Genomic DNA, 25,148 nt, shown 5'->3' on the forward strand with positions numbered 1-25,148 from the left:
TGCTTTAGCGGTAGTTTTTGTTGTTTTAATATGTCAGCTTCTAAGGGATTCACTGTTAAATAAGTTGGGACTGTTGATACCATGTTTACGGATACTGTCTTTAAGGTCCATCCAAAGCCGGATATTATAGTCGGCGATTTCCATCAGGTCTGTTTCTGATAAACGGAAGGGATTGGAAACGGTGGAGATTGTTTTGGTTTGGGGTTTTTCTTTTTCTCTTACAGAATCACCTGTGGGTTTTGCTGTTGTAGTTGTGGATTTAATAATCTCTTGTTCCTGCTGCAAACAAGAAAAGATATTAGGCGCATAGCCTTCGCCGATTTCTAAACTTCTGCCAATAGCGATACTGTTACCAAATAATTTTACCTGCTTACCACTGGAGAGGTGCAATGTTCTTCTTTTAAATTCTGCCATAATGTTTGTTTTTAATGATTTTAAATATGCTTGTGGTTCGGGTTGAAAGAAAAGTTTAACCGGGATGATTTGAGGATAGTTGCAAAAGCTCTTCCAGATCCTTCCATAGAAAATACACCCTTGACCTGATCTTATAAGGTTTTAATTTTCCGTGCCTGATCCAATCGTATATCGTTGGCCTTGATACTTGCAGTATCTGGCATACCTCCCCGATCTTATAAAGCGGCTTATAGGTCATGCCGGGCGTTTGATAATCGGGAGGTGGCGTTGCTATCCTGCTTACTTTACTAAGCTCTTCTTTAATAATCTCCCTGATCTGTTCCCAGAACCGGAGCGGTTCATAGGGAAATAGCATTGGCGTCTGCGCCGATTCATACTTCACTTTGTCTTCCATTACTTTTCATTTTAGCACTGCAAAATGAAAAATCAGTACTCTTTTTTCAAGCTAACTATAGATAATCTTACAGGAGTTAACCGGCTATACATATTAAAAGCTTGATTTTTGGATTTTGCTGTTAATTTGCCGCTTTGAAAGGATTAAATATTCAATGAAGGAAATGGAAGCACTTGCTTTTACGGATAAGAACACAACACCTGACGAAGAACAGGTTGCAAAAGCGCTGGGAGATAACAGGTTTTTGCTGGAGGAGTTTTTATCAGAAGCCGGTATTGAGCAAAAGGTATGGAAGTTTTATGGCGCTACCAGCGGGTGGACAATGCAGTGCAAAAGAAGTAATAAAAGTCTCTGTTATATACAGATTGCAGATAAATGTTTTTACGTAACTATAGTACTCAGCCGCCAGGCAAAGATTAAAGCGCTGGAAGAAATCGCTGATGAAAACTTACAACAGGCAATACTTCAGGCAAAGGATTACCAGGAAGGAACAAGTGTAAGACTATTGGTAAAAGAAAAAAAAGATATCTCAGCTATAATGGAACTGCTTGCTATAAAAACCCAACCTATAACCTAAAGCTCATTAATCCATCTTCGAAAAACATTTTGTTTCCAGTTCTTGTAGGATAGGAACTGCTTTTTCAAAATGTAATGCTTCAAAAAACTGGTAGGCTTCCGCAAATCGGTTTTCTAATTCTGTTCTAGCCCTGCCTTTCAGTTGATTTCTTTTGCGGGAACTTCCGAAAAAAAACTCCATCGAAGTTTTTAGGCTGCGGGGGTCAACACCAAATAGTTGATTAAGCAGTCCGGTATAATCATCAAAATGTTTTACAGCATTTATACCCGAAGTTTTATCCAGCACATACCATATCAACACTAAAGTTGGATTAGGGAGTTGTGTTTTTCGGCATTTTTCCAGTTCGGTAGAATGCTGTTCCAATTGTTTTTGTTGCACTTTATAGAGTTCTGGTAGAAATATTGCCGTGAACTGTGGGGTATAAAATGACAATATTAAAATCGGAAAAGCGATCAGTGAAGAGATTGTAATGGCTGCTGGATGGATAGAACAACTCCGGACAAATAATGCCAAACCCAGCAATCCTAACAAACTTATCGCGGTAAAATGCAGGGGTACTCTTCTGAACCAATACCGTGAGATTAAAATCCATCGGGAGGAATGGTTATTGTGTTCTTTACAATGAGCGGGAATAATTACTACGTTGCAGTCGAATAGCAGCAAAGAAAATACTTTCAGCATCAAATCTTTCATCACATTTCTTTTGATGAAGTTACAACTTAATATCGGTAAAAAGGTCAGCGAAGCAACTTTTCATACTATCATTTAATAAGCTCCATGTCATTTCTCTCCATCCACAACTCTTTTATTTTTAGTGCGGCCTCTTCAGGCGATATCCTCACATACTTATAAAAATCCTTTGTCCTTTTGTGTCCACTTATTTTCATGATCAACTCCACGGGAGTCCCGGCTAAAAATTCATTTGTGCAAAATGAACGCCTTGCAGTGTGAGAGGTAATCCATTCAAATTTTGGTTTAGTAACTACAATAGTTTGGTTTCCTTTTTTAAAAGAAAATTTAATAGCATTAGCAATACCTGCTAATTTGCCAATAGTCTTAATATGGCGGTTAAATTCTGGATTGCTGAGTTCTGGAATCCTATTTTTAAATTGCCGGGTAAAAATCATCTTTGCTTCTTTGCGCAATGGAATAATTACCCAGTGATCAGATTTCTCTTGCTTTTTGTGTAGCATGTCCTTTTGAAGATCTTCTGGTTTCAAAGAAGAAAAATCGGAAAAGCGTAATCCTGTAAGACAAGCTAATACGAATAGATCACGATATTCAATTAAATGAGGGTACTTAGAAAGATCAACTTCATATATTCTTGCAATTTCTTCATGTGAGAGATAGATAGCATCTGAATCCTCCTCGGGGATTTTATAATCTGAAAGATCAATTGGAGCAATGATTTTTCTTTTGATGCGATCTTTGATGAAGCCTCGCAGATGTTTAATTGTTTTTCCAATAGTATTGAGGCGTATACCTGTGAAAATTTCCTTTCGCCGTAGGTGAACATGTTCAAATGTGAGATAGTCAACAAAATCTTCGTAGAAACTGAAATCCAAACTTGCAAATGTTATTGGAACTTTTCTATATTTTTCAAATGCTTTCAAATGTGCTTTCACATTATTGTAAACTGTTAGAGTCGCCTTGCTTACTTTACGGCATTTGCTCCGTATATAGTCGTCAAACTGGTAGTAAATATCCTCTTTGTCTTTCTCTTTCTTCGTTGTTTCAATTTTTTGCTCCCTCACAATATTTTCAAATGAAGCGGAGTCAAGCGAAATTGAAAAATGTTGCTTTATGTACGTTGCGATATCTTTTATATTGTTTTTTGAAGCATAGAGAATCATATCCTCCACTAATCTTTTAAATCTGAATAGTTCATTGTTCATCACTTCGTAATCTCCAATCGCCGGGGGCAGGAGATTAGAAATAATTCCTTTTTTTTGATTCCAATATTGAGCTGGAATTTTTATACCGGTGAATAAAATTGGTTTCTGTTTTTGGTTGAAACAATAACGAATGAAGATAGAAGAAGTGCCATCGGCATGTACCCTGTTGGTACGGCAAATAATTTTAACCGGAAATCGCATAGCTAACAATTTGTGAACTGGACTCGACAAAACTTGGGTCTACTTCCAGGTCTACTTTTTTAAATTGTTAAGCTGATATAAAGATAAATCGTACTGCGTTGAAATTGTGTTATAAGAAAATGAAAATCAACTCCTTAAAAGTAAAGATGTGTAAAAATAAAAAAGGATCATCATTACTGATAATCCTCTTAGGCGGACCGGACGGGACTCGAACCCGCGACCTCTGCCGTGACAGGGCAGCATTCTAACCAACTGAACTACCGATCCTTACCAACTCCGCATTGCTGCTTCGTTTTTGGGACGGCAAAGATAGGATTTTTGGGTTCCCTTCAAAAAGTTTTTTTAAAAGATTTAAGGCGGATTTTCAAACCCGCTTTATAAGTACTTATTAACAAGGCAGCATATATTATCTTTGACTATTAAATTGTTACGCATGCTTAAAGTTGGTATCCTGGGTGCAGGGCATCTCGGCAAATTCCATATTAATAACTGGCTGAAAATAAAAGACGCGGAACTGGTTGGCTTTTTTGACCCTAATGATGAAACAGCTAAAGCTGTAACCGCACAATATGGACTGAAGCGGTTTGAAACGGCAGACGACCTGATTGACGCTTCAGACGCCGTTGATATTATTGCGCCTACCAACTTTCATTACGATTTATGCGAAAAAGCAATCAAAAAAAGCAGGCATGTTTTTGTAGAAAAACCGCTTGCTGATACCATGGAACAGGCGCATCGTATTGTGAAACTGGCTAAAGAGGCAAACATTAAAATGCAGGTGGGGCACGTGGAACGGTTTAACCCTGCTTTCCTTGCGCTTAAAGGATATAGCCTTGCTCCAATGTTTATTGAAGTGCACAGGCTTGCACAGTTTAATCCGCGGGGCACTGAAGTGAGCGTGATACTGGATTTAATGATACATGATATAGATATCGTGCTGAGCATTGTAAAAAGCGGCGTGAAAAATATATCGGCAAGCGGTGTGGTGGTTATGACGGAAACACCGGATATGGCGAACGTGCGCATCGAATTTAATAATGGCTGTGTGGCAAATCTTACCTCTTCAAGAATATCAATGAAGAAAATGAGGAAGATGCGTTTATTTCAGAAAGATGCATATATCGGTATAGATTTCCTGGATAAGAAAACAGAGATCATCAAACTGAAGGACGAGAACGATAAAGACGCTTTTACTTTTGACATTGAAACGCCTTCGGGCACAAAAGAAATAGCCATAGCAAACCCGGTTGTGCCTGATGCAAATGCTATCCTGCTTGAGCTGGAAGCATTCGCCCTGGCAATTAAAAACAATACCCCTACACCTGTTTCTGAAGTTGACGGATTACTGGCAATGGATATTGCGCACCAGATATTGCAGAAAATTCAGTCGGCCAATTACGTGGTGAGGTAATAAACCAGTTCCCTGTTAAATGAAGAACCAACATAAAATACCAATAGCGTGGTATGTTATCAGCGATTATACTGCTGCTGCCGCGGCATGGGTGATCGCGTTCTTCATCCGGAAAAAACTTTCCGGCATTTCCATGAACATTGTTCCCGAATTATCTAATAATAATACCTTTCTTTTAAGCATTTTTATCATTCCAATCGGGTGGTTAATATTGTTTTTAATGGCAGGAAGTTACCACAGGTCGCTGTATGTAAGATCCAGAACAGCTGAATTTACAGTTACCTTGCTATGCACCCTGCTGGGCTCACTTATATTATTCTTTATGCTGGTGCTGGATGATAAGCAGGTAAATTATCCCTACTATTCCAAAGCGTTTGTTACGCTCTTTCTTAGCCATTTTGCACTGATATGGACAGGAAGAAATATTATTTTAAACCGTGCAAGAAAGCAGCTCATCAGGGAAAAAGTATGGTTTGATACTATTATCATTGGTAATAATGCAACAGCCCTTAAAGTATTCCAGGACATAAAAAAGAACCAGCATTTACTTGGCTATAAATTTTCAGGCTTTATTGACAAAAGCATTTCTAAAAACGGGCTTAACAAGCACATGACCTTTTTGGGCACCGTAGATAAGTTGGAAAATATTCTTGAAGCAAATAAAACCGACACCGTAATTGTAGCCATGGAATCTGTTTCTCAAACAGAGATAACGGACATTATTAACCGCATCAGCGAAAAAGATATTGATATAAAAGTTGCGCCGAGCCAACTGGATATACTGGCAGGAGCCGTAAGAACAACCAATATACTCGATGCTCCATTGATTGATATCAGAAAAGGATTGATTCCTGAATGGCAACAGCATTTAAAACGACTGATTGATATTACGGGCGCTGTCTTCGCGCTTATCATTTTATCGCCCTTATTAATATATACCGCTATCCGCGTAAAGCTTTCCTCGCCGGGCACCATATTTTACGCGCAGGAAAGAATAGGTTATAAGGGAAAACCGTTTCGTATGTATAAATTCCGTTCAATGTTTGCTGATGCGGAAAAAAACGGGCCGGCACTTTCATCACATGGCGATACAAGGATAACACCCTGGGGAAAGATCATGCGCAAATGGCGTATTGATGAACTACCGCAGTTCTGGAATGTATTAAAAGATGAGATGAGCCTTGTTGGCCCAAGACCTGAAAGAAAATTTTATATCGACAGGATTAATGAGCAAACGCCGTATTTTAAATATTTGCTTAAAGTAAAGCCGGGCATTACAAGCATGGGCATGATAAAGTTTGGATATGCCGAGAATGTAGACCAGATGGTGCAGCGTATGCAATATGATCTGATATATATTGAAAATATTTCTTTAGCGCTTGATTTTAATATCATGCTGCATACGTTAAGAATAATTTTGAAAGGAAAAGGAAAATAAGTTTTTTAAATGTCTGTGATATATCAAATACAAAGAGTGCATTTCTGGTTTTCGCGAATTGGGCAATCATATGCAGATGCTTCTCCCGACCTTCGGTTGGGACGGCATGACAGCAGCGGTGCGTTGTTCAGCATTGATACAAATGCCTGGCAATAGTAACATAGTTCGGCATTGCACCCTTGTCACCCCGAGGCACAAGGGGTCTGCTGTAGCAGTAGCACCTGTATGCGAAAATTTGAAATGCGCCAAATACAAATCATTTCTATTGAAAAATATATGCTCCATATTGTTACTTTCATTTTTATTTGTTCAATCTTTTGGACAAAATAATTACTGGCAGCAAAAGGTTGATTATAACATTACGGTTACGCTCAACGATGCTGATCATACCCTTGATGGATTTATTAAAATAAACTACAGCAATCAATCGCCGGACACGTTAACCTATATCTGGTTTCATGTATGGCCAAATGCTTATAAAAACGACAAGACTGCTTTCAGCGAACAGTTACTGGAAAACGGCAACACTACTTTTTATTTTTCAAAACAGGAAGAACGGGGATATATCAATCAACTCGATTTCAGGGTAAATGATATACATGCGGAAATACAGGATCACCCTAATGATATTGATATTATAAAGCTGGTATTACCTGCTCCCCTGCCTCCGGGTGAAAGTATACTCATTACAACCCCTTTTCATGTTAAGCTGCCTTATAATTTTTCAAGAAGCGGGCATATAGGTCAATCTTACCAAATTGCACAATGGTATCCCAGGCCGGCGGTATATGATAGTAAGGGATGGCATCCTATGCCTTATCTTGACCAGGGTGAATTTTACAATGAGTTTGGAAATTACGATGTAATGATTACACTGCCCGCAAATTATGCAGTTGCTGCCACAGGTGTATTGCAGGATGATAAAGAAAAAGAATGGCTGAGATCAAGAGCCGCATTTTCATGGAAAGAAACAAAATACAGGAAGAAAATAAAAAAAGGCAGTTATAAAATAATTCGTGAATTATTCCCTGCATCGGCTGCTGAAAACAAAACATTGCATTACAAGCAGGATAGCGTAGTTGATTTTGCATGGTTTGCAGATAAACGCTTTGTGGTGGACTACGACACCTGCACATTATCTTCAGGAAAAGTGATAGATGTATATGCTTTTTACACAGCTAAATCAAAAGCGCTTTGGGGCAACAGCCTCTCAGAAATAAAGAAAGCTGTCCGGAATTATTCAGGCGCTGTTGGTGAATATCCTTATACCAATGTATCAATAGTAGAAACAGAAAGCAGGAATATTGGCGGCATGGAATATCCTGCGGTTGCTGCCATTGCTGTAAAAACAAAAGATCAGCTGCAGGAAGTAATATCGCATGAGGTTGGCCATAACTGGTTTTACGGAATTTTAGCAAGCAATGAAAGAGATCACCCCTGGATGGATGAAGGAATGAATACCTTTTACGATTACAGGTTTAATAATGCTTCTGCTAAAAAATTCTCTTCGCAGCATTTGGTGAAGCTCGCTTTTGAAACAATGGTTTCCGCCAATAAAGATCAGCCCGTCGGGCTTTCTGCTCCTGAGTATAGCTACCTGAATTACGGGCTGTCGGTTTACTATAAAACTGCCGCCTGGATAAAGTTGCTTGAATCGAAAACAGGCACAGCGCAATTTGACGCGTTGATGAAAGCATATTATGAGCAATGGAAATTCAAACACCCCTATCCTGGAGATTTTAGAAATATAGTAACTCAATATACCAATATCGCAACCGATAGTATGTTTAACCTGCTTGATGCAAAGGGTAGTGTAGCGCCGGGGCAAAAAAGAAAATTTAAGCTAACATTTTTGGGTAAGCCGGATGCGGAAAAACAATATAATTATATCAGTCTTACACCTGCAGTTGGCTTTAACCAGTATGATAAATTTATGATTGGTGGCATTATACATAATTACACGATTCCCTTCAGAAATTTTCAATTTGCCGCTGTGCCATTATATGCAACAGGCAGTAAAAAATTAAACGGTATAGGCCGTGCAACATATAGCTGGTATACCAATAACAATATATTTGAAAAGATCGAAGCCGGCATAAGCGGCGCTAAATTTTCGGAAGACGCGTATACTGATTCTGCAGGCAAGACCACTCACCTGGGGTTTAAAAAAATTACCCCCCAGGTAAGATTGGTTTTCCGTAATAACAATGCACGCAGCCTGGCAAAAAGATACATACAGTTTAAGCTGCATTATATCAACCGGGATGAATTAAACTTTTCCTGGGATTCCATTGGCATGAAAAATACATATGCCTTATCCGGCAAAACAACCACGATAGGGCAGCTAAGATATGTTACGGAAAACAGCCGGGCATTGTATCCCTACAAATGGGAGTTGCAGCTTGATATGACGAAAGATTTTGGACGCATTGCATATACGGGAAATTACTTTTTCAACTTTCCCAATAAGGGCGGGCTGAACATGAGATGGTTTGCAGGCAGGTTTTTTTACCTGGGTGATAAAACAAACAGCAAACGCTTTGCTGCAGATGCATATCACCTGAACATGAGCACACCAAAAGGTTATGAAGATTATACCTACAGCAATTATTTTTTGGGCAGGAATGAATTTGAAGGTTTTTTCTCTCAGCAGGTAATGATGAGAGACGGAGGCTTTAAAGTTAGAACGGATTTGCTGAGCGACAAAATGGGCAAAACAGATGACTGGCTGGGCGCATTGAACTTTACCGCTGCAATACATCCAAAGTTTCCTGTGAAGATATTTGCTGACCTCGGCACTTACAGCGATGCCTGGAAAACAAGCGATGCTTCGCGTTTGCTGTTTGATGCAGGCTTGCAGGTTTCGCTGTTAAAAGATATCGTGAATATATATGTGCCGGTAATCTATAGTAAGGTATACCGCGATTACTTTCGTTCTTACCCGGGAAACAATTTCTGGCAACGAATATCATTTAGTATAGATATACAGCATATCAGTTTTAAAAAATTTTATCCCGCTATTCCATTTTAATATTGCGTATTAATGAGTAAAATCAGGTATATACAACATGCAGCAATAGATAAAGCGAAATGGAATAGTTGCATATCCAACGCAGACAATAGCCTTGTTTACGGTTACACATGGTGGTTAGATAATATTTCTCCCGGCTGGCATGCGTTGGTATTAAACGATTATGATGCAGTGATGCCTTTAACCTGGCGCAAAAAGTACGGCATATACTATTTGTATCAACCGTTTTGCACTGCAATGCTGGGCGTATTTCATAAACCGGGCATAAAAGTAAAAGCAGACGACTTTCTTGATGCGATACCCGCAAAATTCAGGTATTGGGATATAGACATGAATGAGCAGAATGTTTTGGAAAACAAATCTGTTACTACTTATACCCGCATTAATCAGTTACTCCACCTTAGCGGCAAGTACCATGACGTACAAAAATCGTATAGCCGTCTTGCAAAACGAAAGCTATCCAAAGCAACAGAAAATGGTATAATGCTTAAGCAATCCGTTTCTCCCAAAATAATTGTTGAACTTTATAAAAATGAGTATTATCGGCAACACAGGAATACACAGGATGACTATATCGCATTAATCAATTGCTGTGAAACTGCGATGCATAAAGGAATGGCCGAAACATATATCGCTACATTTCCGGATGGTGAAGTCGTGGCTTTTTACATTGTACTGAAAGATAAAAGCTTCGTGTACTCCTTACTGGGTGGCAGCACTGCCAAAGGTAAGGATGCAGGCGCATTTTATTTTTTAACGGATGCTGCTATTAAAGATCATTGCACTTCGGGAAAAACATTCCGCTTTGAAGGATCGGATATTGAGGGCATTGCCTTTTTTAACGGGCAGTTTGGAGCTGAGTCAATAACGTATCTTCATTTGCAGCAAAACAGGCTGCCTGTGTTTTTGAAATACTTAAAAAAATAACCGTTTCATGAACCATAAAGACTTTTCATATATCGTTGTTGGAAGCGGGTTATTTGGTGCTGTAATTGCAGAAAGGATAGCCTCTCAGCTTCAGCAAAAGGTTTTAGTAATAGAAAAAAGGGATCACATCGGAGGAAATTGTCATTCAGCCATTGATGAGGAAACCGGCATAGAATATCACACTTACGGAACCCATATTTTCCATACAGGCGAGGAGAAAGTATGGCAGTATATAAACCGGTTTTCTTCTTTTAATACATACCGGCACCAGGTACTTAGCTGTTATAAAAATAAAATATACCAGTTACCTATTAATCTCGAAACAATTAACAGCTATTATAATCTTAATTTAAAGCCTTTTGAAGTTGATGCATTTTTGGAAAAGATTACAAAAGGCGAGAAAAGCAATCCTGTAAACTTTGAAGAAAAAGCGATAAGCTCTATTGGACGGGAATTATATGAAGCGTTTGTAAGAGGATATACTGTTAAACAATGGCAAATAGATCCTAAAGCATTACCGGCAGAGATTTTCTCCAGGCTGCCGGTTCGCAAAAACTATAATGAGAATTATTATTTTGATGAATGGCAGGGCATTCCGCTGAATGGATATACTCACATATTTAACAACCTGCTTGGTCATCCAAATATATCTGTGCTTTTAAATACAGATTTTTTTTCTATAAAAGATACATTTGATAAAGACGTTACAATTATATACAGTGGTCCTATTGATCGCTACTTTGATTATAAATTCGGGACACTTTCCTGGAGAACATTGCATTTTGAACGAAAAGTTTTTCCTGTAAAAGATTATCAGGGGAATGCAGTTATTAACTATCCTGAAGAAGGAATTCCTTATACACGAATTCACGAACCTGTTCATCTCCACCCGGAGAGAAAATACAATACAGATAAAACTGTCGTTTTTGAAGAATATTCTCTGCCTGATAATGGAGCCAATCCCTACTACCCCATCCTGACAGAGGAAAATATTAAAAAGCTCAGACAGTATAAAGAATATGCGGCCGGTTTTAAAAATTTATTTATCTGCGGACGACTTGGAGAATACAAATATTATGATATGGATAAAACGATAAGTAATGCCTTGAATTTATTTGAAACAAGAATAAAAGAAGCCAAACGCAACCAATGAGCGAATTGAGCGTAGTAATACCGGTTTATAATGAAGAAGCATTTATTCCAATGCTGATACATGATTGGGTTGATGCTTTTAATGCATTACATATTACTTATACCCTCATTTGCATAAATGATGGCTCGAAAGATAATACGGCCGTTATTTTAAATGAGTTTGCCTCCTCGAATAAGAATATTCTGGTAATAGAACAAAACAATACAGGACACGGGCCGGCTATCATGCGTGGTTATAAAAAAGCGCTGCAATCAGAATGGGTATTCCAGGTTGACGGAGACCATCAGTATAGCGCCAAAACTTTTGCAAAATTTTGGAACAACCGGAAAGATTACGATTTATTAATTGGTGAACGTATGTACAAAAACGAAAGTGTCTTTAGAAAAATCGTCAGCGCTGTTGCACGCTTTTCCGTTTTAATAGTATGCGGCACTTCACTTAAAGATGTAAATTGCCCATATCGCTTAATAAGGGCTTCCGTTTTGGAAAAGGCTATCGCGGCTATTCCGTCAAAAAGTTTTGCGCCAAACTTAATGATGAGCATTTTTTTTCTTGTAAAAAAAGGGAAAATATATGTAGCTCCTATTCCACGTTCAGACATACCGTCTAAGAGAAGCGGCTTAAACAAATATATGCTGAAAGGAGCTGTTAAATCTTTCTACCAAATGGTGAATTTTCGTTTGAAGTTATGAACAGGCAAAATATTTTCATAGTTATTGTTGCAAGTATATTGTTGAGTTTTCTGCATTGCCCCTTATTCGAAATTTTTTTTGATGATAAAGAAATATTCAAATATACAGGGCTGGTTATGCTCAAAGGAGGAGTTCCTTACAGGGATTTTTTTGATCACAAGCCGCCACTGATATATGTGTTGAACTACTTCGGACTCCTGATGGGCACATGGGGATTATGGATCATTGATAGCTTACTTGTATTGTCTGCATCCCTTTTTTTTCTTCACAGATGTATTCAATATAAGGTACGGATTCCCTGGATTTTGCCTGTTCTTTTCAATCTGTTATTGCGTAATCATGCTGTTTCCGTTGGCATAGGAATGACCAGAGAATATACTGCCATCTTCCTTCTTTTTCTTTTTTGCATTATACTGGGCAAAAATGAAAAACGGTTTTTATGGATGGGTCTGCTGACGGCACTGATATTTTTTATGCAGCAGGACCAGGTTTTAATAGCAATTCCTTTTATCCTATATACTTTTTTAATTAGCTTACCCGAAAAAAGGCTTGTCAAACAAGCCCTTATGTTCACCGGTGGATTCATGCTGATTTCCGTAATAATTTTGGGCTACTTTGCTTATAACCAATCCCTGAATTACTTTTGGAAGGATGCTTTTCTTTTTAATTTTCAATGGTATAATAAGCACTACCCGGTTTTCACGAATCTTAAAGCTATACGCAACAGGCTGCATGATACTGCCTATGAAATGCCTTTCTATATGAGTTTTGTCACTGCCGCGTTTACCCTTGTATATTATAGCCGGAAAAGAATTTTACTGTTAACCTGCATCATTATGCTGATCGCTTCGTTTACAGCAGCCCTTGTGTCAGGCAAAATGGTTGATGGGTTAAATGTGTCATATTATTTCTTACCCTTGTCTACCTCAATTCCAATTGTATTATTTGCGCTGTTTAATGATAATGAAGGATTAAGACTGAACGAAAAAAAACCTCAGCTTATTTTTAGCGCAATGGTTTTTATAATGCCTCTGCTGAGCATGTTTCAATATGCAACCAACCTTTTGAATGAGAAAGAGGCCTTTTATAAACCATCAGCAGCGTATCAATATCTGCAGAAGCAACAATTAAAAGACTATGATTTATATGTTGCATTTAACTCTAATAATGATTACCTGTATAATGAATTCAGCATTTTAGCACCTTCAAAATGGATATATCATTTTTTCTGGGTATGGTTTGATAAATGGGATGCAGACCGGAGTATTTTTAGATCCATCATAAATGAATTACAGCTTCATAAAACAAAATATATTCTTGATAGCTCTGACGGAGATATTATTTTCAAGGACCCGGAAATATATAATGAGTGGAAACACTTTCTGATCGCTCATTATGAAAAGATTGAGTTACCAGGCATACAGACCAAGAACAGTATTTTATGGAAGCGTAAAGACTAACCTTTGTTGACCAGGTGTTCCGCTATGATTAAATCCGCCGGAACGGTGATCTTAATATTTTCTTTCTCCCCTTCAATAAGAAAGACTTCTTGTCCTGCGGCTTCCACTACAGTGGCTTCATCAGTAAAAGCATTATTATATTCCTGTTCAAACGCAGGCAATATAATTTCACTGCGAAATGTTTGCGGCGTTTGAATGGCTTTCAGCAAATTGCGGTCAATTACCTTCGTTGTATCGCCATCAATCATGCGTACACTATCGGTTATTGATATTGCCGGTATGGCGCTTCCCTTGCTTAAAGCCTGCTCGTAACAGCAATGAATAAGCGATTCAGATACCAGGCACCTTACGGCATCATGTACAAACACAACCGCTCCTTCTTTTACCTGTTTTAATCCATTTTTTACGGAATGAAAACGCGTTTCACCGCCGGGAATGACGGATATTTTTGAAGCAGCAGGCAATGATTTAATAAGCGCTTTCGCCTGCTCAATAAATGAAGGATGAATAACCAGGATAATCTCAATATCAAAAAAAGCCTCGAGAAATTTCTCAATGCTGTGAAGCAATACAGGCTTTCCTGCAAGTACCAGGAATTGCTTGGGCACAGTACAGCCCATTCTTGTACCGCTACCACCTGCTACCAGCACAGCATATTTCTTCATGGTTGTTTTTGCGGCAAATTAATTATAAGTAGTGAAAGAAGACCATCTGCCGTCTTCCAAAAGGGAAGGACGCCTACTCACAGCCCTCGTTTTTAAGAGAGTAGTTACTGAATACAATCTCTATGCAACTTTGGAGTCTTCGTGTTTATGATTCAGCTATTTCCACATTCTCACATACCCTTTCATTTTCATCCCGCAGTTGCGGGATCAAATTATCAAGCCGGCAGCCCTATTGCGCCATTGTCCGGCACCGGTCTTTTTTCCGGAACCATTTTCGGTTTTTTCTTTCTTCTTCCCCGCCAAACCAAAAAGCCTGTCACCGGCAGACTGGCACATATAAGCGAACCCAGGAATGCCAATACCTTACCTGTTATGCCCAGCACCGCTCCAACATGTATATCATAATTCATGCGGGCTATTTTGTCGGCTAAACCCGCCTCTTTAAAACTACCGGCATATACGCCTGTTGCAGGCAATTCCTCCAGTGTATACTGATCGTAATGATAATAATCCGCATTATAATAGGTGCCGGGGCGGTGATTTACAAAACCCTCAATAGCATCGGTGTGTGTAGCAGGGTAGTATACGCCAAAGCTTTCCCCGGGTTTTGCTTTATCAGACATTAATGTATATACATAGTCGCCCGGATTTGCTTTTAATGATGCAATGGCAGTGGTATCAGATACCGGGTGCTCATGCGGAGGCAATGTTTTACCTGCAGACGTTACAAAATATACTGATTTCGCAAACCATTCAAACCCCCATACAAGACCGGTAAGCGCAATAAAAATACAAACCCATGTCATATAGAACCCAAGCACATTATGCAGATCATAATTTACTCTTCTCCATTTTGCATTGAATTTAACAGAAAACCGTTGCTTACGCGCCGCTTTATTTTTAGGCCACCAGAGTATCAGGCCGGTGATCATCATTATTACAAAAATCAAAGTAGCGGAGGCAACTATAGGCTGGCCTATCTGCGGTGGAAGCCAGAGATAAAAATGCCCGTCCAATATTATCCTGAAAAAATCCTTCCGCATATTTTTTGCTTTCAGCACTTCAGCAGTATAGGGATTTACATACACTATTTTATAATTTTCTTCTTCATCCCAATAAGATACTACTGCTGATTTATTGCTTGCCGGATATTCTATACCCGCGGCTTTTTTACCATCGAAATATTTTTCTGCTACTGCCTTTAATTGAGAAGGAGGCAAATATGGAGTGCCCTGTTCCTGTACGTAAAGATAAGGTTCCGTTATACTTCGTATCTCCTGCTCAAATGCAAGTATGCAACCCGTAATGCCAAGAAACAATACTATGACGCCGGAACTTAGCCCCAGCCATAAATGCAACCATCCCGTAATGAGTTTAACGGCAGATTTGCCATTAGTCTTTTTGTTTTTGCCAGACTGGTCTGCTTTTTTATTAAACATAGCTGCACTTAATTCAGTGGAACTTGCAAGATATGTGATAAAAAACAGGGTGATTTACGAAATGCGGAAACTGATGCCGGCTTTCGTATGAAACCATATCCGCAACAGAGAATGGAACATGGATATAGCGGGATATTCACGGAATGAATCCGTGGTAATCAGTGTCATCGGTGTATTCAGTGTGCTATTCCCCAAAACTGATTTCTAACAGCTGCCTACATCTTACAGCAATGTAGTTATGGAGGCTTTTTCTAATACACTTCTTTTTGAACCTGAATCCTCTTTCTTCCATTTGATCAACCGTATCGCTCCATTATCTATTTCAATACCGGTGATATCCCCATCGCTGAAACAACAGCAGCCGGTATTAAAATAAGTTGGCTTAAGGTGAAGATAGTCTTCAGACACATGATCGTATTCCTGCCGGCGGAAAGCAATTTCTTCCTGCAGTTTGGCTATAGCCCGGGTATCATTCTGCTGACGGGCAATCAGTAAAAGCTTATACAGGCGTTCAAGATGTGTCATTGATTCAAAAACAGGCTGATGGGTATGACCGGTAACCAACAGCAGATTCTCCTGCTGCGAGCTCCATTCGTACATAAACTGGTTATGTTCGGTTTTAAGTATATCGTTAAAAGCCGGTGTATTGATATTGAGCTCAAGATATGATTGCAGCGGGGCCCAGACCTTTGCAACAAACCAGGCGCTGAATTTATTACCGTCACTTTGCCCATCGCCCTGGTGGCCGTGGGTTAAAAGTATGTCAATAGATTTCCTTTCTTTCCTGTGCTGCAACAACACACCTTCATAAATTTTCACTTTTTGGCCATAGGTAGCCAAAAGCTGTGCGCCTGCAAAAGGGTCATTGTTCCAAAAAATATCGTGATTACCAAATACTTTAATCAGTGCATTGCGGTTTAAAAATTTTTTTTCAGCGTCAAATGAGGGATGATTATGTTTTTGAACAGTAAACAAATTGAATTTCCATAACTCCTCGCTGTCGCCTAACATAATCAGCGAGTAGCCTTCCCTGTTATAATAATCAAGCGCAGCAAGGTAATTCTGTTCGGCAGGCGCAAAATCATCAGAACGTTTTTTATTGCCTTTATGCAGGTCTGAAAAGATAATGATCTTTTGATGAGCCCTTTCAATATTGATGATCAGTCCTTTTTTGCCAGGCTTCTTTTGTATATGTTGGTAAAGTTTAGATAGCGCCTCATGCACCCGCTGTTTATCGGGTTTAGAAGAATACTTATTAGCCAGCTTAAGCACCGGTTTTGTGAGTATGCGTTGTAAAAGTTTACGTATGCCCATTTTAAAAAAGGCAATACTACAAATTTTACCTGACCTCAAACATTTCTTCCCATCTTGTTGTAAATCTCGGACTGCGCAACTCCTGTCGCATTTTCCAGTCTCTCTTAGTACCCGATGCAGCAAACTTCAGTATGTCGCCCCGCATGCTGAAATTGATGTTATCCATCATATCCATCAAAAACCTTCCTTTATTTTTTGATTCAGGAACAAATAAATTACCCTGTATACATTTATCATCTTCTAAACCACTCAGCATTACGCCGGCCTTTTTATAAAACCTCCCTTCTTCATAAATTTTTTCAACCAGTTGCACCGCCGGCTTTATCAGTTCGTTGGTAACAGATGTGGCGGTTGGTAAAGTAGTTCTTGTGCTGATAATGGGGCCGTGATGAAAGTCAACCGCACGATCTTCTTCTTTAGGTACAATAAATATACTGATGGTCCGTGCAGAACAGCGCTGCCTGCGCAACTTTTGCGCCGCAAGTGAAGCATAGGTGGCAATAGCTTCTTTTATGGAAAGTATGTCGTTAACCGGGAAACCGAACATGCGTGTGGTGGCGATCATTTTTTTTGTATCCAGTTGCTCCTGCATGTCTATGCAGGATTCTCCTCTTAATTCCTTAACAAGTCTTGCTCCCACTACTCCCCCTAATTGTTTGTTAGCCCATTGTTCAGACATATTTCTCAGCTCCCAGGCGCTTGTTATGCCCATGTTGATCAGCTTGTCTGCATACGATCTTCCAACACCCCATATATTATTTACCCGCATAGATCGTAAAGCAATACGCTGTTCTTCCGGCGTAACCATGGCTGTTACACAGCGGGTCAACTGCTTATTTTTCTTGGCAAGATAATTGGCAGCCTTTGCCAGTGTTTTGGTTGGCGCTATGCCTACAGACACTGATATGCCCGTCCATTGCTCAACAATCTCCCGTATATATAAACCATAGTTTGCCGCAGCTTCCTGCGTCATATCGGGCAGGTTAACAAAGGCTTCGTCAACAGAATATACTTCCACATTATCTTTTCCTGCAAGCATGCGCAGGGTTTCCATTACCCGCCAGCTCAGGTCGCCGTATAAGGTGTAGTTGGAGGAGAAAACAGCAATATCATGTTTTGCTATTAAATCCTTTGCCTGGAAATAAGGGATTGCCATCTCAACGCCGGCCTGTTTGGCTTCATCACTGCGCGAAACAATACAGCCGTCATTATTACTGAGCACCACCACAGGCTTTGTTTTAAGTTCAGGTTTAAATAATCTTTCACAGGAACAGTAAAAGCTGTTGCAATCTACAATAGCTTTAAGCCCTGTTCCCATGGCGGTTACATTTTCCACGCAGTATGGTGCTATAGCAGGCAGAAAAACCATTTAGTAAATAATCAAATTTTTGCTAAAAATAGCTAAAATAATTAGTTTTAGGAAGAAAAGAAAAAGCCTTTTATAAGGCTGGAAATCCGGCGGTAACATTGATCCGGGTTATACTATCCTGCTGAGGAAGATCATAACCCAGGCAAATAAAATACCGCATACAAAAGAAACGAAATAGGGTTTGCAGGTGGTAACTATATTTCTCATAAGTGTATTTTGCATATAACGATCAGCGAAAAATATTATTATTGGTTCAAATCAATTCCCGGTTAAGATTGACTGGAACGCTGATATATGATATGGCGCCGCATTCAACCGTTGCATATTTTAAAATAAATTCGCGGAGCGATTTAGCACAGCATTAAATAATTGCATTATGAAAGCAGTAGGATTTAAAACCTCATTCTCTCTGAATAACCCGGACAGTTTTATTGATTTTGAAACTGAAATGCCTGTGCCCACAGACAGAGACCTGCTGGTAAAAATATCAGCCATTTCGGTAAACCCCGTTGATTTTAAAATACGCCAGAACAGTGCTAAAGATAAAGTGCTGGATAAGCCAAAAGTTATTGGTTGGGATGCCTGTGGCATAGTGGTAGCGGTGGGTGATAACGTGAGCCTGTTCAAAAAAGGCGATAAGGTATACTATGCCGGTGATATCAATAGACCCGGCAGCAATGCTGAATATCAATTAATAGATGAGAGAATAGCAGGAAAAAAACCGGTAACACTAACTGATGCCGAAGCCGCAGCGATGCCACTTACAACCTTAACTGCATGGGAAGCGCTGTTTGACCGCATACGCATAAATGACAAAGACAAAGGAAAGAGTATTTTGATAATAGGTGGAGCAGGCGGTGTAGGTTCTATTGCCATTCAGATAGCAAAAAAAGTTGCGGGGCTTAAAGTGATCGCGACCGCATCACGCCCGGAAACAATTGAATGGTGCAAACAGCAGGGTGCTGATATAGTAGTGAATCATAGAGACCTGGCAAATGAAGTGCGCAAAGCAGGATTTCAATATGCAGATTTTATTTTTGATTGTGTTGATACCAATTTTTACTGGGATGCCATGACCGACCTCATTAAACCACAGGGTCATATAACTTCCATTACAGGTTCTGCCACACCGGTAGCATTAAATAAACTGAAAGGGAAAAGTGTTTCTTTTAGCTGGGAGCTGATGTATACACGTTCTACTTTTCAAACAGAAGATATGATTGAGCAACACAATATTCTCAATAAAGCATCAGCGCTTTTCGATCGCGGTGAGCTGAGATCTACATTAACAACAACCCTCCATGGATTATCTGCAGATAACCTTAAAAAAGCACATGCGCAACTGGAAAGCGGAACTACGATTGGAAAGCTGGTGATTGAGCTTTAGGATAGCAGAAGGATGACAAATATTTTAACATACTTTGCCCGGGGTTCCGAACCTTTAAAAGGTTCGGAACCCCTGTCCCCATATTCCGTAGTTTCCCGCAATTCTTTACACAACGAACAGAAAGCCCTTCTCTTTGAGACGCCGTATTAAAAGAGCCGAACATTGCGGAGTTGAGCGATAAAATACAGGAAAATAAAAACTCCCCTTGCCTGGTGGATGACCAGAAAGCCGCCGTAGTTCCTTTTCCCCGAATATACCCAGGTGGCTGCTGCGTCCGCCTGCCGCTAAACCTGTAAAACCACTACTGTTATCTCCGGGACAGGTAGAGCCGCTATTCCATGAGGTAGTAGCTTTCAACTTTACACCGGCATTATTGTTTTATAAATTTCCGGCTTAATATGCCTGCATCTTTATTCACCAATTTTATTATATATACTCCCTTACTTAGTGCACTTATATCAATCGTTGCTTTCTTATTCCGCAAAAGCATTACCGCTCTCCCGGTAATATCAAATATTTCGATGTAGTTTATATTCCTGCTGTCAACCCCGGTTAATGTAATGGTATTGTTGGCAGGATTGGGAAATACGTTCTGGCGCATTTCAGTTTTTCCGCAGTTAACGCTTAATACTTTTGAATACGTTAAGATGCCGTCCAGGTCTCTTTGTATAATCCTGTAATATGTATGATTACTGCTTGCATAATCCTCAAAGTACTCATATCCAACAGATGCACTGCTGTTTCCGGCTGCGACTATAGTATCCTTGTTTATCCAGTTCAGTGCATCGGCACTCGATTGAACAATAAAATCCCTGGTATTTATTTCAGAAGTTGTCTTCCAATAAAGATGAGGCAGGTTTTCTTTGCAATCAATATCCATTGTTTCCCACACTACAGGCAGTATGGTTTCAGAAAGCTTATACAACTCTTCTCCAAGTCCATCGTCCAGGACGCCGCGAAAATACAGGTTACCATTAAGTGCGATAAGCACGCTGCCGCCTATAGAAACATTCGGAAATGTACTCCCGGCTTCCGGATACAGGTCAGCAATCAATACAGTTCCGGTTTCTGTTCCATCTGTTCGCCAGATTTCATATCCATCATTGGCGGTATTGGCAACAAAATAAACCATGCCGGCGTGAGCTGTAAAATTTGAAGAATTAGAACCAGACGATCCGGGATTAATATCTTTAACAAACATAGTAGCAGCCGTGGTGCCATCGCTTTTCCAAAGTTCACTATTTGCAGAAGCTCCCGGGAAACCTGAAAAATACAGCGTATTGCTGATATTTGCGAGATGCTGTACTCCCCCATCGGTGCTGTTGATATCCATATCTTTTACCATTACTGTTCCTGCATCTGTTCCATCGCTTTTCCACAAAGCTCCACCACCTTCCGTATCTATATCGGCAGCAAAATATACTTCGTTATTAAATGCAGCAAGATAGGCAGGTTGAATACCGTAAGGAAATCGTGATACATTGGTTGACACCATTACTGTGCCAGCCTCGGTGCCATCACTCTTCCACAAGGTAGAGCTGAACGGAAGGCTTGGCCATTGCCCTCTGAAATATAATGTGCCGTTTGCATTGATCAGCTCAGTAGGTGTAATAAAGCCTGAACCCACAGCATTATTATAAGTACCGGCCACTTTTTCCGTACCTGCAGCAGTACCATCGCTTTTCCATAGTCCGCGGTTGGCTACAACGGGGTTACTATTTGAAATTGCAAAAAAAAGAACCCCGTTTACATCGGTTAATTGAAACGGATAGGTATTATTGCCGGGCGTCAGATCGGTTACCATCGCCGTTCCAGCCTCCGTGCCATCGCTGCGCCAAAGTTCACCGCCATTTACACCATCATTCGCTGAAAAATACAGAACACCATTGCTCACAGTCAGCCATTCCGGGTCCGACCCTGCACTTCCGGGGCTGATATCCTTTACCATTACCGTTCCGGCCTCAGTTCCATCGGATTTCCACAACTCCCTGCCATGTACACCATCAACAGCGCTGAAGTAGATTGCGTTGTTATATACAGCAAGGAACTTAGGTTCGCTGCCCACACCACCCGGGCGAATATCTTTTACAATGGTAGCAGTAACCTGCGATAATGCAACAATGCTATACATTGCAAGCAGAGCAAATAAAAAGCAGCGGCGTAATTGTTGTAGCATACATTATTGGTTTAGCAACAAAATTTGAGCATTAAGTATTATGCCGCAACCCTAAAAATGGGGATATATGCAGGTGTGAAAAATGAATGATGGCTTTCCTGTTCAGATAAGCTTTTCATTAATAGCCTTACTAACAGCTTCTGTAGCCGAACGCACCTGGAGCTTTTCGTAAATATGTTTGATATGGGTGCGTACTGTTTCAAATGAAATATTAAGCCCTGCGGCAATCATTTTATAACTGTTGCCCCTGCAAAGCCATTCAAGTATTTCTTTTTCGCGGCTGCTGAAATGATACTGCTCTTTAACCGGGGTTTTCTGCATCGACTGAATGATCATCTTTGCTACCGAAGGGCTTAAAGTAGCGCCTTCTGCTATCATTTCTTTAATAGAAGGCACAAGTTTTTCTGATATGCTTTTTTTAAGCAGGTAACCCGATGCGCCTGCACAAATGGCTTCCAGTATATGCGTGTTGTCATCAAATACCGTGAGCATAATGATGGGTACTTTTTTATTAAACGACCTGATTTTTTTTACTGCGTCAATACCTGAAATACCCGGCATGTCAATATCCATCAAAATAATATCAGGCATAGCTGCCGGCGCAATAAACTGATCAAAACTGCCTGTAATGATAAACTCTCCCGACAGGTCAAGCAGTTGCTCCAGGCTCTGTCTCAGAGCCGCGTTGTCATCATAAATATGGATCGTGATTGACATACAAATCGTAAAGTTAATGTCAAAAATCCGTAGCAACCTCCCCAATTAGGGTGATGATAAACTAATTTACCGGGAACATAATCTCTGCTGTAGTGCCCTGGCCTAAGATGGAGTTCAAAGTAAGGCTGCCGCCCAGCGCTGCTGCTCTTGTTCTCATATTATTTAACCCATTTCCTTTTTTTACCGTTTCCGGGTTAAAGCCGCTTCCGTTATCGCTTATGGTTATCTGTATCATGTTACTATCTGCAACTTTGCAGTTTACCTGCAGCAAAGTGCAGCCGCTGTATTTTACAGCATTGTTGATGATCTCTTTACACAGCAGTAAAACATGTTTGCGTTTATTAGCGTTGAGCAAAACACTGTCTAGCTCCTCTTCCCTGCTTATTTCCATTTGTATATGCAGGGGCTCGCATACTTCTGCGGCAAACTCACGCACACGCGTCATCACGCTTTCAAGGTTATCATTATCCGGGTTTACCGACCATACTATATCACTCATGCTCTCCATTGTATGGGCCGTGTATTGCTTTATCTTCTGTAGTTGTTCAGTAACCACCGCCGGCTCCTCACTTTTGGCAAGCGCTATACGGCTGCTGATATCTATTACGGAGAGCGCGGATCCTATATCATCGTGCAGGTCTCCTGCTATCTGGTTGCGCAGCAATTGCTCATTCAATCTTCTTTTAATACGCACACGGTTAAGCAATAACCACCCTATTACCACAGAAGCAACAAACAGCACGCTAAAAAGATATTGCAATAACCTGTTCTTCCTGTTGTCTGCTTCAGTCAGTTCGTTTTGGGTTTTGAGCAGCGCAATCTCATTTTCCTTTTTCTCTGTTTCAAATTTTTCCTTAAGCTCATTGGTAAGTTTTATCTGGTTTGAAAGATCAATAGAATCTCTCAGCGTTGCAGCGGTATTCCGGTATTGGTAAGCTTTCTGCCACTGCCCGTTCTGGCTATACATATCTGCCAGCGTCTGCGCTATATCATATTGATAGTTCAGCATTTTAAGAGTGTCGCTTACGCGGTATGCTTCTGTAAGGTATTTTTCCGCCTCTGTATGTCTTTGCAGTTGCCATAGCACCTTGCCTACATTCAAAGCTTCGTAAGCAACATCACCTTTGTTATTGATCTTTTTGAAAATGCCATAAGCATCAGAAAAATGTTCCAGCGCTTTGCTGAACTGTTTCTTCTGATAATAACTCTCCGCCAGGTGCTCCTGTATCATTGCAGACCTGTAAGGTGAAGCCGGCTGCCGGGAATCAACAGCTTTACATTGCTCTAAAATATACAGGCTGCTATCCGGCAATTGTAAATTTCTGTAGAGAATGCTGAGGCTGATGCCTGTGCTGATATAGCGGAAATCATCCTGCAGTTTCAGAAACCCTGCCAACGCCCGGTTAAGGTAAGCGGCAGCCTGTTTATAATCTTTTGCTTCCCGGTACACAACACCCAGCTGGCGCTGCACATTGGTATAATAAGGAATATTGCCGGTTGCCGTACATAGCGAGTCGGCCTGGGTTAAATATTGAATGGCGTTTGCAATTTTGTTTTGTTTGGTATATACTTCTGCAATATTGATGCAGGCCCTGATAATGCCATTCGTATCGTTGGCCTTACCAAAAAACTGCCATGCAGTATGCAGGCTGTTTATGGATGAATCAAGAAAACCCCGGTGCATATACGCCCAGCCCATAGCATTGTGAATATTAGCTAAGGAGAGATTACCGGCAGACGATGTTGCTTTTGCCAGCAATGCTTTGGTAAACACAAGCATTGAATCGGAATAGCGGGAAGCTGACGCAAAAGCTGAATCTGCCTGCGCAAACAGCAGCGAATCATTTGGGTTTTTAAAACGTGGCTGCGCAGATCCTTTGCTGAAAGAGACAACCAGCAATAGTAAAATGATGAATGGCATGCGCATGATTGAATATAATACATTTCATTTGCTTGTGCAATATGCAGGGAGCTCCATCAGCGATTATGCATTACTGTTATGCCTTCAGCGGATGAGGATATTTTCAAAAAAGGCTGCCGGGCGGCAGGTTGCTTCCGTAAAGCAGCAGGAAGCTTCCATTTCATCCCATCTTTTCTACAGTTCAGCACAAATCCTGTTTAGCAGGCAGATGGTAAGACTAATTTTGTTCGCAGAAATGTACTACGTATGTTAAAGATCATTTTCATAACCCTGATGATGCTACCTGGTTTAACCGGTGGCTGCGATAGGGGCAAAAGCACAGCCACCTGCGGACAACAGGCTAATGAATTACATGACAAGCCTTATACCGAGAAAACATTACTGTGGTTAACCGCAAATTAATAAGTGCTGTTAATAATACAGCGCAACGGTAAAATTCGCTAAGCATTTACTCTTATTCCATTAAATATATATTGTTATTCCGGTTTTACATAGCTACTTTATCTACGTTTTGCCCTATTTTATGTATAAATAAATGAAGTTGTATACTTTAAATATAGCTTTCAC

Annotated in this window: 22 protein-coding genes and 1 tRNA gene; 11 read left to right on the forward strand and 12 right to left on the reverse strand. The window is 40.2% G+C overall.

Annotated features, from left to right (window positions below; genetic code table 11):
• Positions 1–33: 33 nt before the first annotated feature.
• Both DC498_RS22095 and DC498_RS22100 read right to left on the reverse strand, forming a co-directional pair.
• Positions 34–414, reverse strand: coding sequence for a hypothetical protein (locus DC498_RS22095; protein ID WP_116876338.1), 381 nt, complete (start codon positions 412–414; stop codon positions 34–36).
• A 55-nt stretch (positions 415–469) separates the two neighbouring features.
• Entirely contained in the window at positions 470–808 is a 339-nt protein-coding gene (locus DC498_RS22100) for a helix-turn-helix domain-containing protein (RefSeq protein ID WP_116876339.1), read from the reverse strand.
• 154 nt (positions 809–962) lie between these two features.
• Here DC498_RS22100 and DC498_RS22105 point away from each other — a divergent pair, with 154 nt between their 5' ends.
• Entirely contained in the window at positions 963–1,385 is a 423-nt protein-coding gene (locus tag DC498_RS22105; protein ID WP_116876340.1) for a DUF3788 family protein, read from the forward strand.
• 6 nt (positions 1,386–1,391) lie between these two features.
• Here the strand turns inward: DC498_RS22105 and DC498_RS22110 are convergent, their stop codons facing one another.
• From DC498_RS22110 to DC498_RS22120, 3 genes are all read right to left on the reverse strand, one after another.
• Positions 1,392–2,078 carry a hypothetical protein gene (locus DC498_RS22110; RefSeq protein ID WP_116876341.1) on the reverse strand — a complete coding sequence of 229 codons (687 nt, stop codon included), beginning with the start codon at positions 2,076–2,078 and terminating at the stop codon, positions 1,392–1,394.
• Positions 2,079–2,146: 68 nt separating this feature from the next.
• On the reverse strand, positions 2,147–3,481 hold the full coding sequence (locus DC498_RS22115) for a site-specific integrase (protein WP_116876342.1): 1,335 nt from the start codon (positions 3,479–3,481) through the stop codon (positions 2,147–2,149).
• Between the two features lie 193 nt (positions 3,482–3,674).
• Positions 3,675–3,748 (reverse strand) — tRNA-Asp (locus tag DC498_RS22120).
• 166 nt (positions 3,749–3,914) lie between these two features.
• On the opposite strand from DC498_RS22120, the gene DC498_RS22125 reads away from it, so the two are divergent.
• The 7 genes from DC498_RS22125 to DC498_RS22155 all read left to right on the forward strand — a co-directional run bounded on the left by DC498_RS22125 (position 3,915) and on the right by DC498_RS22155 (position 13,593).
• Positions 3,915–4,892, forward strand: a complete 978-nt coding sequence (locus DC498_RS22125) for a Gfo/Idh/MocA family protein (RefSeq protein ID WP_116876343.1) — start codon at positions 3,915–3,917, stop codon at positions 4,890–4,892.
• A 19-nt stretch (positions 4,893–4,911) separates the two neighbouring features.
• On the forward strand, positions 4,912–6,330 hold the full coding sequence (locus tag DC498_RS22130) for a sugar transferase (RefSeq protein WP_116876344.1): 1,419 nt from the start codon (positions 4,912–4,914) through the stop codon (positions 6,328–6,330).
• Positions 6,331–6,595: 265 nt separating this feature from the next.
• Positions 6,596–9,361: a M1 family metallopeptidase gene (locus DC498_RS22135; RefSeq protein ID WP_165813931.1), complete on the forward strand. Its 2,766-nt coding sequence runs from the start codon at positions 6,596–6,598 to the stop codon at positions 9,359–9,361.
• Between the two features lie 12 nt (positions 9,362–9,373).
• Positions 9,374–10,288 (forward strand): hypothetical protein, encoded by a 915-nt coding sequence (locus tag DC498_RS22140; protein WP_116876346.1) that lies wholly within the window; start codon positions 9,374–9,376, stop codon positions 10,286–10,288.
• 7 nt (positions 10,289–10,295) lie between these two features.
• Positions 10,296–11,441, forward strand: a complete 1,146-nt coding sequence (gene glf / locus DC498_RS22145) for a UDP-galactopyranose mutase (protein WP_116876347.1) — start codon at positions 10,296–10,298, stop codon at positions 11,439–11,441.
• On the forward strand, positions 11,438–12,133 hold the full coding sequence (locus DC498_RS22150) for a glycosyltransferase family 2 protein (RefSeq protein WP_116876348.1): 696 nt from the start codon (positions 11,438–11,440) through the stop codon (positions 12,131–12,133). The genes glf and DC498_RS22150 overlap by 4 nt, the downstream gene beginning before the upstream one ends.
• Positions 12,130–13,593 carry a hypothetical protein gene (locus DC498_RS22155; protein WP_116876349.1) on the forward strand — a complete coding sequence of 488 codons (1,464 nt, stop codon included), beginning with the start codon at positions 12,130–12,132 and terminating at the stop codon, positions 13,591–13,593. Before DC498_RS22150 ends, DC498_RS22155 begins: the two co-directional genes overlap by 4 nt.
• On the opposite strand, the gene DC498_RS22160 is transcribed toward DC498_RS22155, so the two are convergent.
• From DC498_RS22160 to DC498_RS22175, 4 genes are all read right to left on the reverse strand, one after another.
• A complete protein-coding gene (locus DC498_RS22160; protein WP_116876350.1) occupies positions 13,590–14,258 on the reverse strand; it encodes a 2-C-methyl-D-erythritol 4-phosphate cytidylyltransferase in 669 nt (222 codons plus the stop codon). The two genes, DC498_RS22155 and DC498_RS22160, sit on opposite strands and share 4 nt — an antisense overlap.
• Positions 14,259–14,473: 215 nt before the next feature.
• A complete protein-coding gene (locus DC498_RS22165; protein ID WP_116876351.1) occupies positions 14,474–15,697 on the reverse strand; it encodes a PepSY-associated TM helix domain-containing protein in 1,224 nt (407 codons plus the stop codon).
• Between the two features lie 222 nt (positions 15,698–15,919).
• Complete coding sequence (locus DC498_RS22170; RefSeq protein WP_240628076.1) at positions 15,920–17,011, reverse strand: metallophosphoesterase; 1,092 nt, start codon at positions 17,009–17,011, stop codon at positions 15,920–15,922.
• Between the two features lie 25 nt (positions 17,012–17,036).
• On the reverse strand, positions 17,037–18,380 hold the full coding sequence (locus DC498_RS22175) for a Y-family DNA polymerase (protein WP_116876352.1): 1,344 nt from the start codon (positions 18,378–18,380) through the stop codon (positions 17,037–17,039).
• Between the two features lie 376 nt (positions 18,381–18,756).
• Here DC498_RS22175 and DC498_RS22180 point away from each other — a divergent pair, with 376 nt between their 5' ends.
• A complete protein-coding gene (locus DC498_RS22180) occupies positions 18,757–19,767 on the forward strand; it encodes a zinc-binding alcohol dehydrogenase family protein (RefSeq protein ID WP_116876353.1) in 1,011 nt (336 codons plus the stop codon).
• A gap of 370 nt (positions 19,768–20,137) precedes the next feature.
• Here the strand turns inward: DC498_RS22180 and DC498_RS22185 are convergent, their stop codons facing one another.
• From DC498_RS22185 to DC498_RS22195, 3 genes are all read right to left on the reverse strand, one after another.
• Positions 20,138–21,943, reverse strand: a complete 1,806-nt coding sequence (locus DC498_RS22185; protein WP_116876354.1) for an ELWxxDGT repeat protein — start codon at positions 21,941–21,943, stop codon at positions 20,138–20,140.
• Positions 21,944–22,045: 102 nt separating this feature from the next.
• Positions 22,046–22,660, reverse strand: coding sequence for a response regulator (locus tag DC498_RS22190; protein ID WP_116876355.1), 615 nt, complete (start codon positions 22,658–22,660; stop codon positions 22,046–22,048).
• A 61-nt stretch (positions 22,661–22,721) separates the two neighbouring features.
• A complete protein-coding gene (locus DC498_RS22195) occupies positions 22,722–24,581 on the reverse strand; it encodes a tetratricopeptide repeat-containing sensor histidine kinase (protein ID WP_165813933.1) in 1,860 nt (619 codons plus the stop codon).
• Between DC498_RS22195 and DC498_RS22200 the strand changes: the two genes are divergently transcribed.
• Both DC498_RS22200 and DC498_RS26260 read left to right on the forward strand, forming a co-directional pair.
• Complete coding sequence (locus DC498_RS22200) at positions 24,580–24,834, forward strand: hypothetical protein (RefSeq protein ID WP_133176945.1); 255 nt, start codon at positions 24,580–24,582, stop codon at positions 24,832–24,834. The genes DC498_RS22195 and DC498_RS22200 overlap by 2 nt on opposite strands.
• Positions 24,828–24,983, forward strand: a complete 156-nt coding sequence (locus tag DC498_RS26260; RefSeq protein WP_165813934.1) for a hypothetical protein — start codon at positions 24,828–24,830, stop codon at positions 24,981–24,983. Before DC498_RS22200 ends, DC498_RS26260 begins: the two co-directional genes overlap by 7 nt.
• Positions 24,984–25,148: the final 165 nt, after the last annotated feature.

Source organism: Terrimonas sp. (assembly GCF_003075435.1).
Lineage (GTDB): Bacteria > Bacteroidota > Bacteroidia > Chitinophagales > Chitinophagaceae > Agriterribacter.

Excerpts from the sequence above, each read along its gene's own strand:
- DC498_RS22110 (WP_116876341.1), bottom strand. The coding sequence starts at position 2,078 with ATGAAAGATTTGATGCTGAAAGTATTTTCTTTGCTGCTATTCGACTGC.
- DC498_RS22100 (WP_116876339.1), bottom strand. The coding sequence starts at position 808 with ATGGAAGACAAAGTGAAGTATGAATCGGCGCAGACGCCAATGCTATTT.
- DC498_RS22095 (WP_116876338.1), bottom strand. The coding sequence starts at position 414 with ATGGCAGAATTTAAAAGAAGAACATTGCACCTCTCCAGTGGTAAGCAG.
- DC498_RS22180 (WP_116876353.1), top strand. The coding sequence starts at position 18,757 with ATGAAAGCAGTAGGATTTAAAACCTCATTCTCTCTGAATAACCCGGAC.
- DC498_RS26260 (WP_165813934.1), top strand. The coding sequence starts at position 24,828 with ATGTTAAAGATCATTTTCATAACCCTGATGATGCTACCTGGTTTAACC.
- glf (WP_116876347.1), top strand. The coding sequence starts at position 10,296 with ATGAACCATAAAGACTTTTCATATATCGTTGTTGGAAGCGGGTTATTT.
- DC498_RS22200 (WP_133176945.1), top strand. The coding sequence starts at position 24,580 with ATGCGCATGATTGAATATAATACATTTCATTTGCTTGTGCAATATGCA.
- DC498_RS22140 (WP_116876346.1), top strand. The coding sequence starts at position 9,374 with ATGAGTAAAATCAGGTATATACAACATGCAGCAATAGATAAAGCGAAA.
- DC498_RS22190 (WP_116876355.1), bottom strand. The coding sequence starts at position 22,660 with ATGTCAATCACGATCCATATTTATGATGACAACGCGGCTCTGAGACAG.
- DC498_RS22105 (WP_116876340.1), top strand. The coding sequence starts at position 963 with ATGAAGGAAATGGAAGCACTTGCTTTTACGGATAAGAACACAACACCT.
- DC498_RS22175 (WP_116876352.1), bottom strand. The coding sequence starts at position 18,380 with ATGGTTTTTCTGCCTGCTATAGCACCATACTGCGTGGAAAATGTAACC.
- DC498_RS22150 (WP_116876348.1), top strand. The coding sequence starts at position 11,438 with ATGAGCGAATTGAGCGTAGTAATACCGGTTTATAATGAAGAAGCATTT.
- DC498_RS22165 (WP_116876351.1), bottom strand. The coding sequence starts at position 15,697 with ATGTTTAATAAAAAAGCAGACCAGTCTGGCAAAAACAAAAAGACTAAT.
- DC498_RS22125 (WP_116876343.1), top strand. The coding sequence starts at position 3,915 with ATGCTTAAAGTTGGTATCCTGGGTGCAGGGCATCTCGGCAAATTCCAT.
- DC498_RS22195 (WP_165813933.1), bottom strand. The coding sequence starts at position 24,581 with ATGCCATTCATCATTTTACTATTGCTGGTTGTCTCTTTCAGCAAAGGA.
- DC498_RS22160 (WP_116876350.1), bottom strand. The coding sequence starts at position 14,258 with ATGAAGAAATATGCTGTGCTGGTAGCAGGTGGTAGCGGTACAAGAATG.
- DC498_RS22155 (WP_116876349.1), top strand. The coding sequence starts at position 12,130 with ATGAACAGGCAAAATATTTTCATAGTTATTGTTGCAAGTATATTGTTG.
- DC498_RS22130 (WP_116876344.1), top strand. The coding sequence starts at position 4,912 with ATGAAGAACCAACATAAAATACCAATAGCGTGGTATGTTATCAGCGAT.
- DC498_RS22170 (WP_240628076.1), bottom strand. The coding sequence starts at position 17,011 with ATGGGCATACGTAAACTTTTACAACGCATACTCACAAAACCGGTGCTT.
- DC498_RS22115 (WP_116876342.1), bottom strand. The coding sequence starts at position 3,481 with ATGCGATTTCCGGTTAAAATTATTTGCCGTACCAACAGGGTACATGCC.
- DC498_RS22185 (WP_116876354.1), bottom strand. The coding sequence starts at position 21,943 with ATGCTACAACAATTACGCCGCTGCTTTTTATTTGCTCTGCTTGCAATG.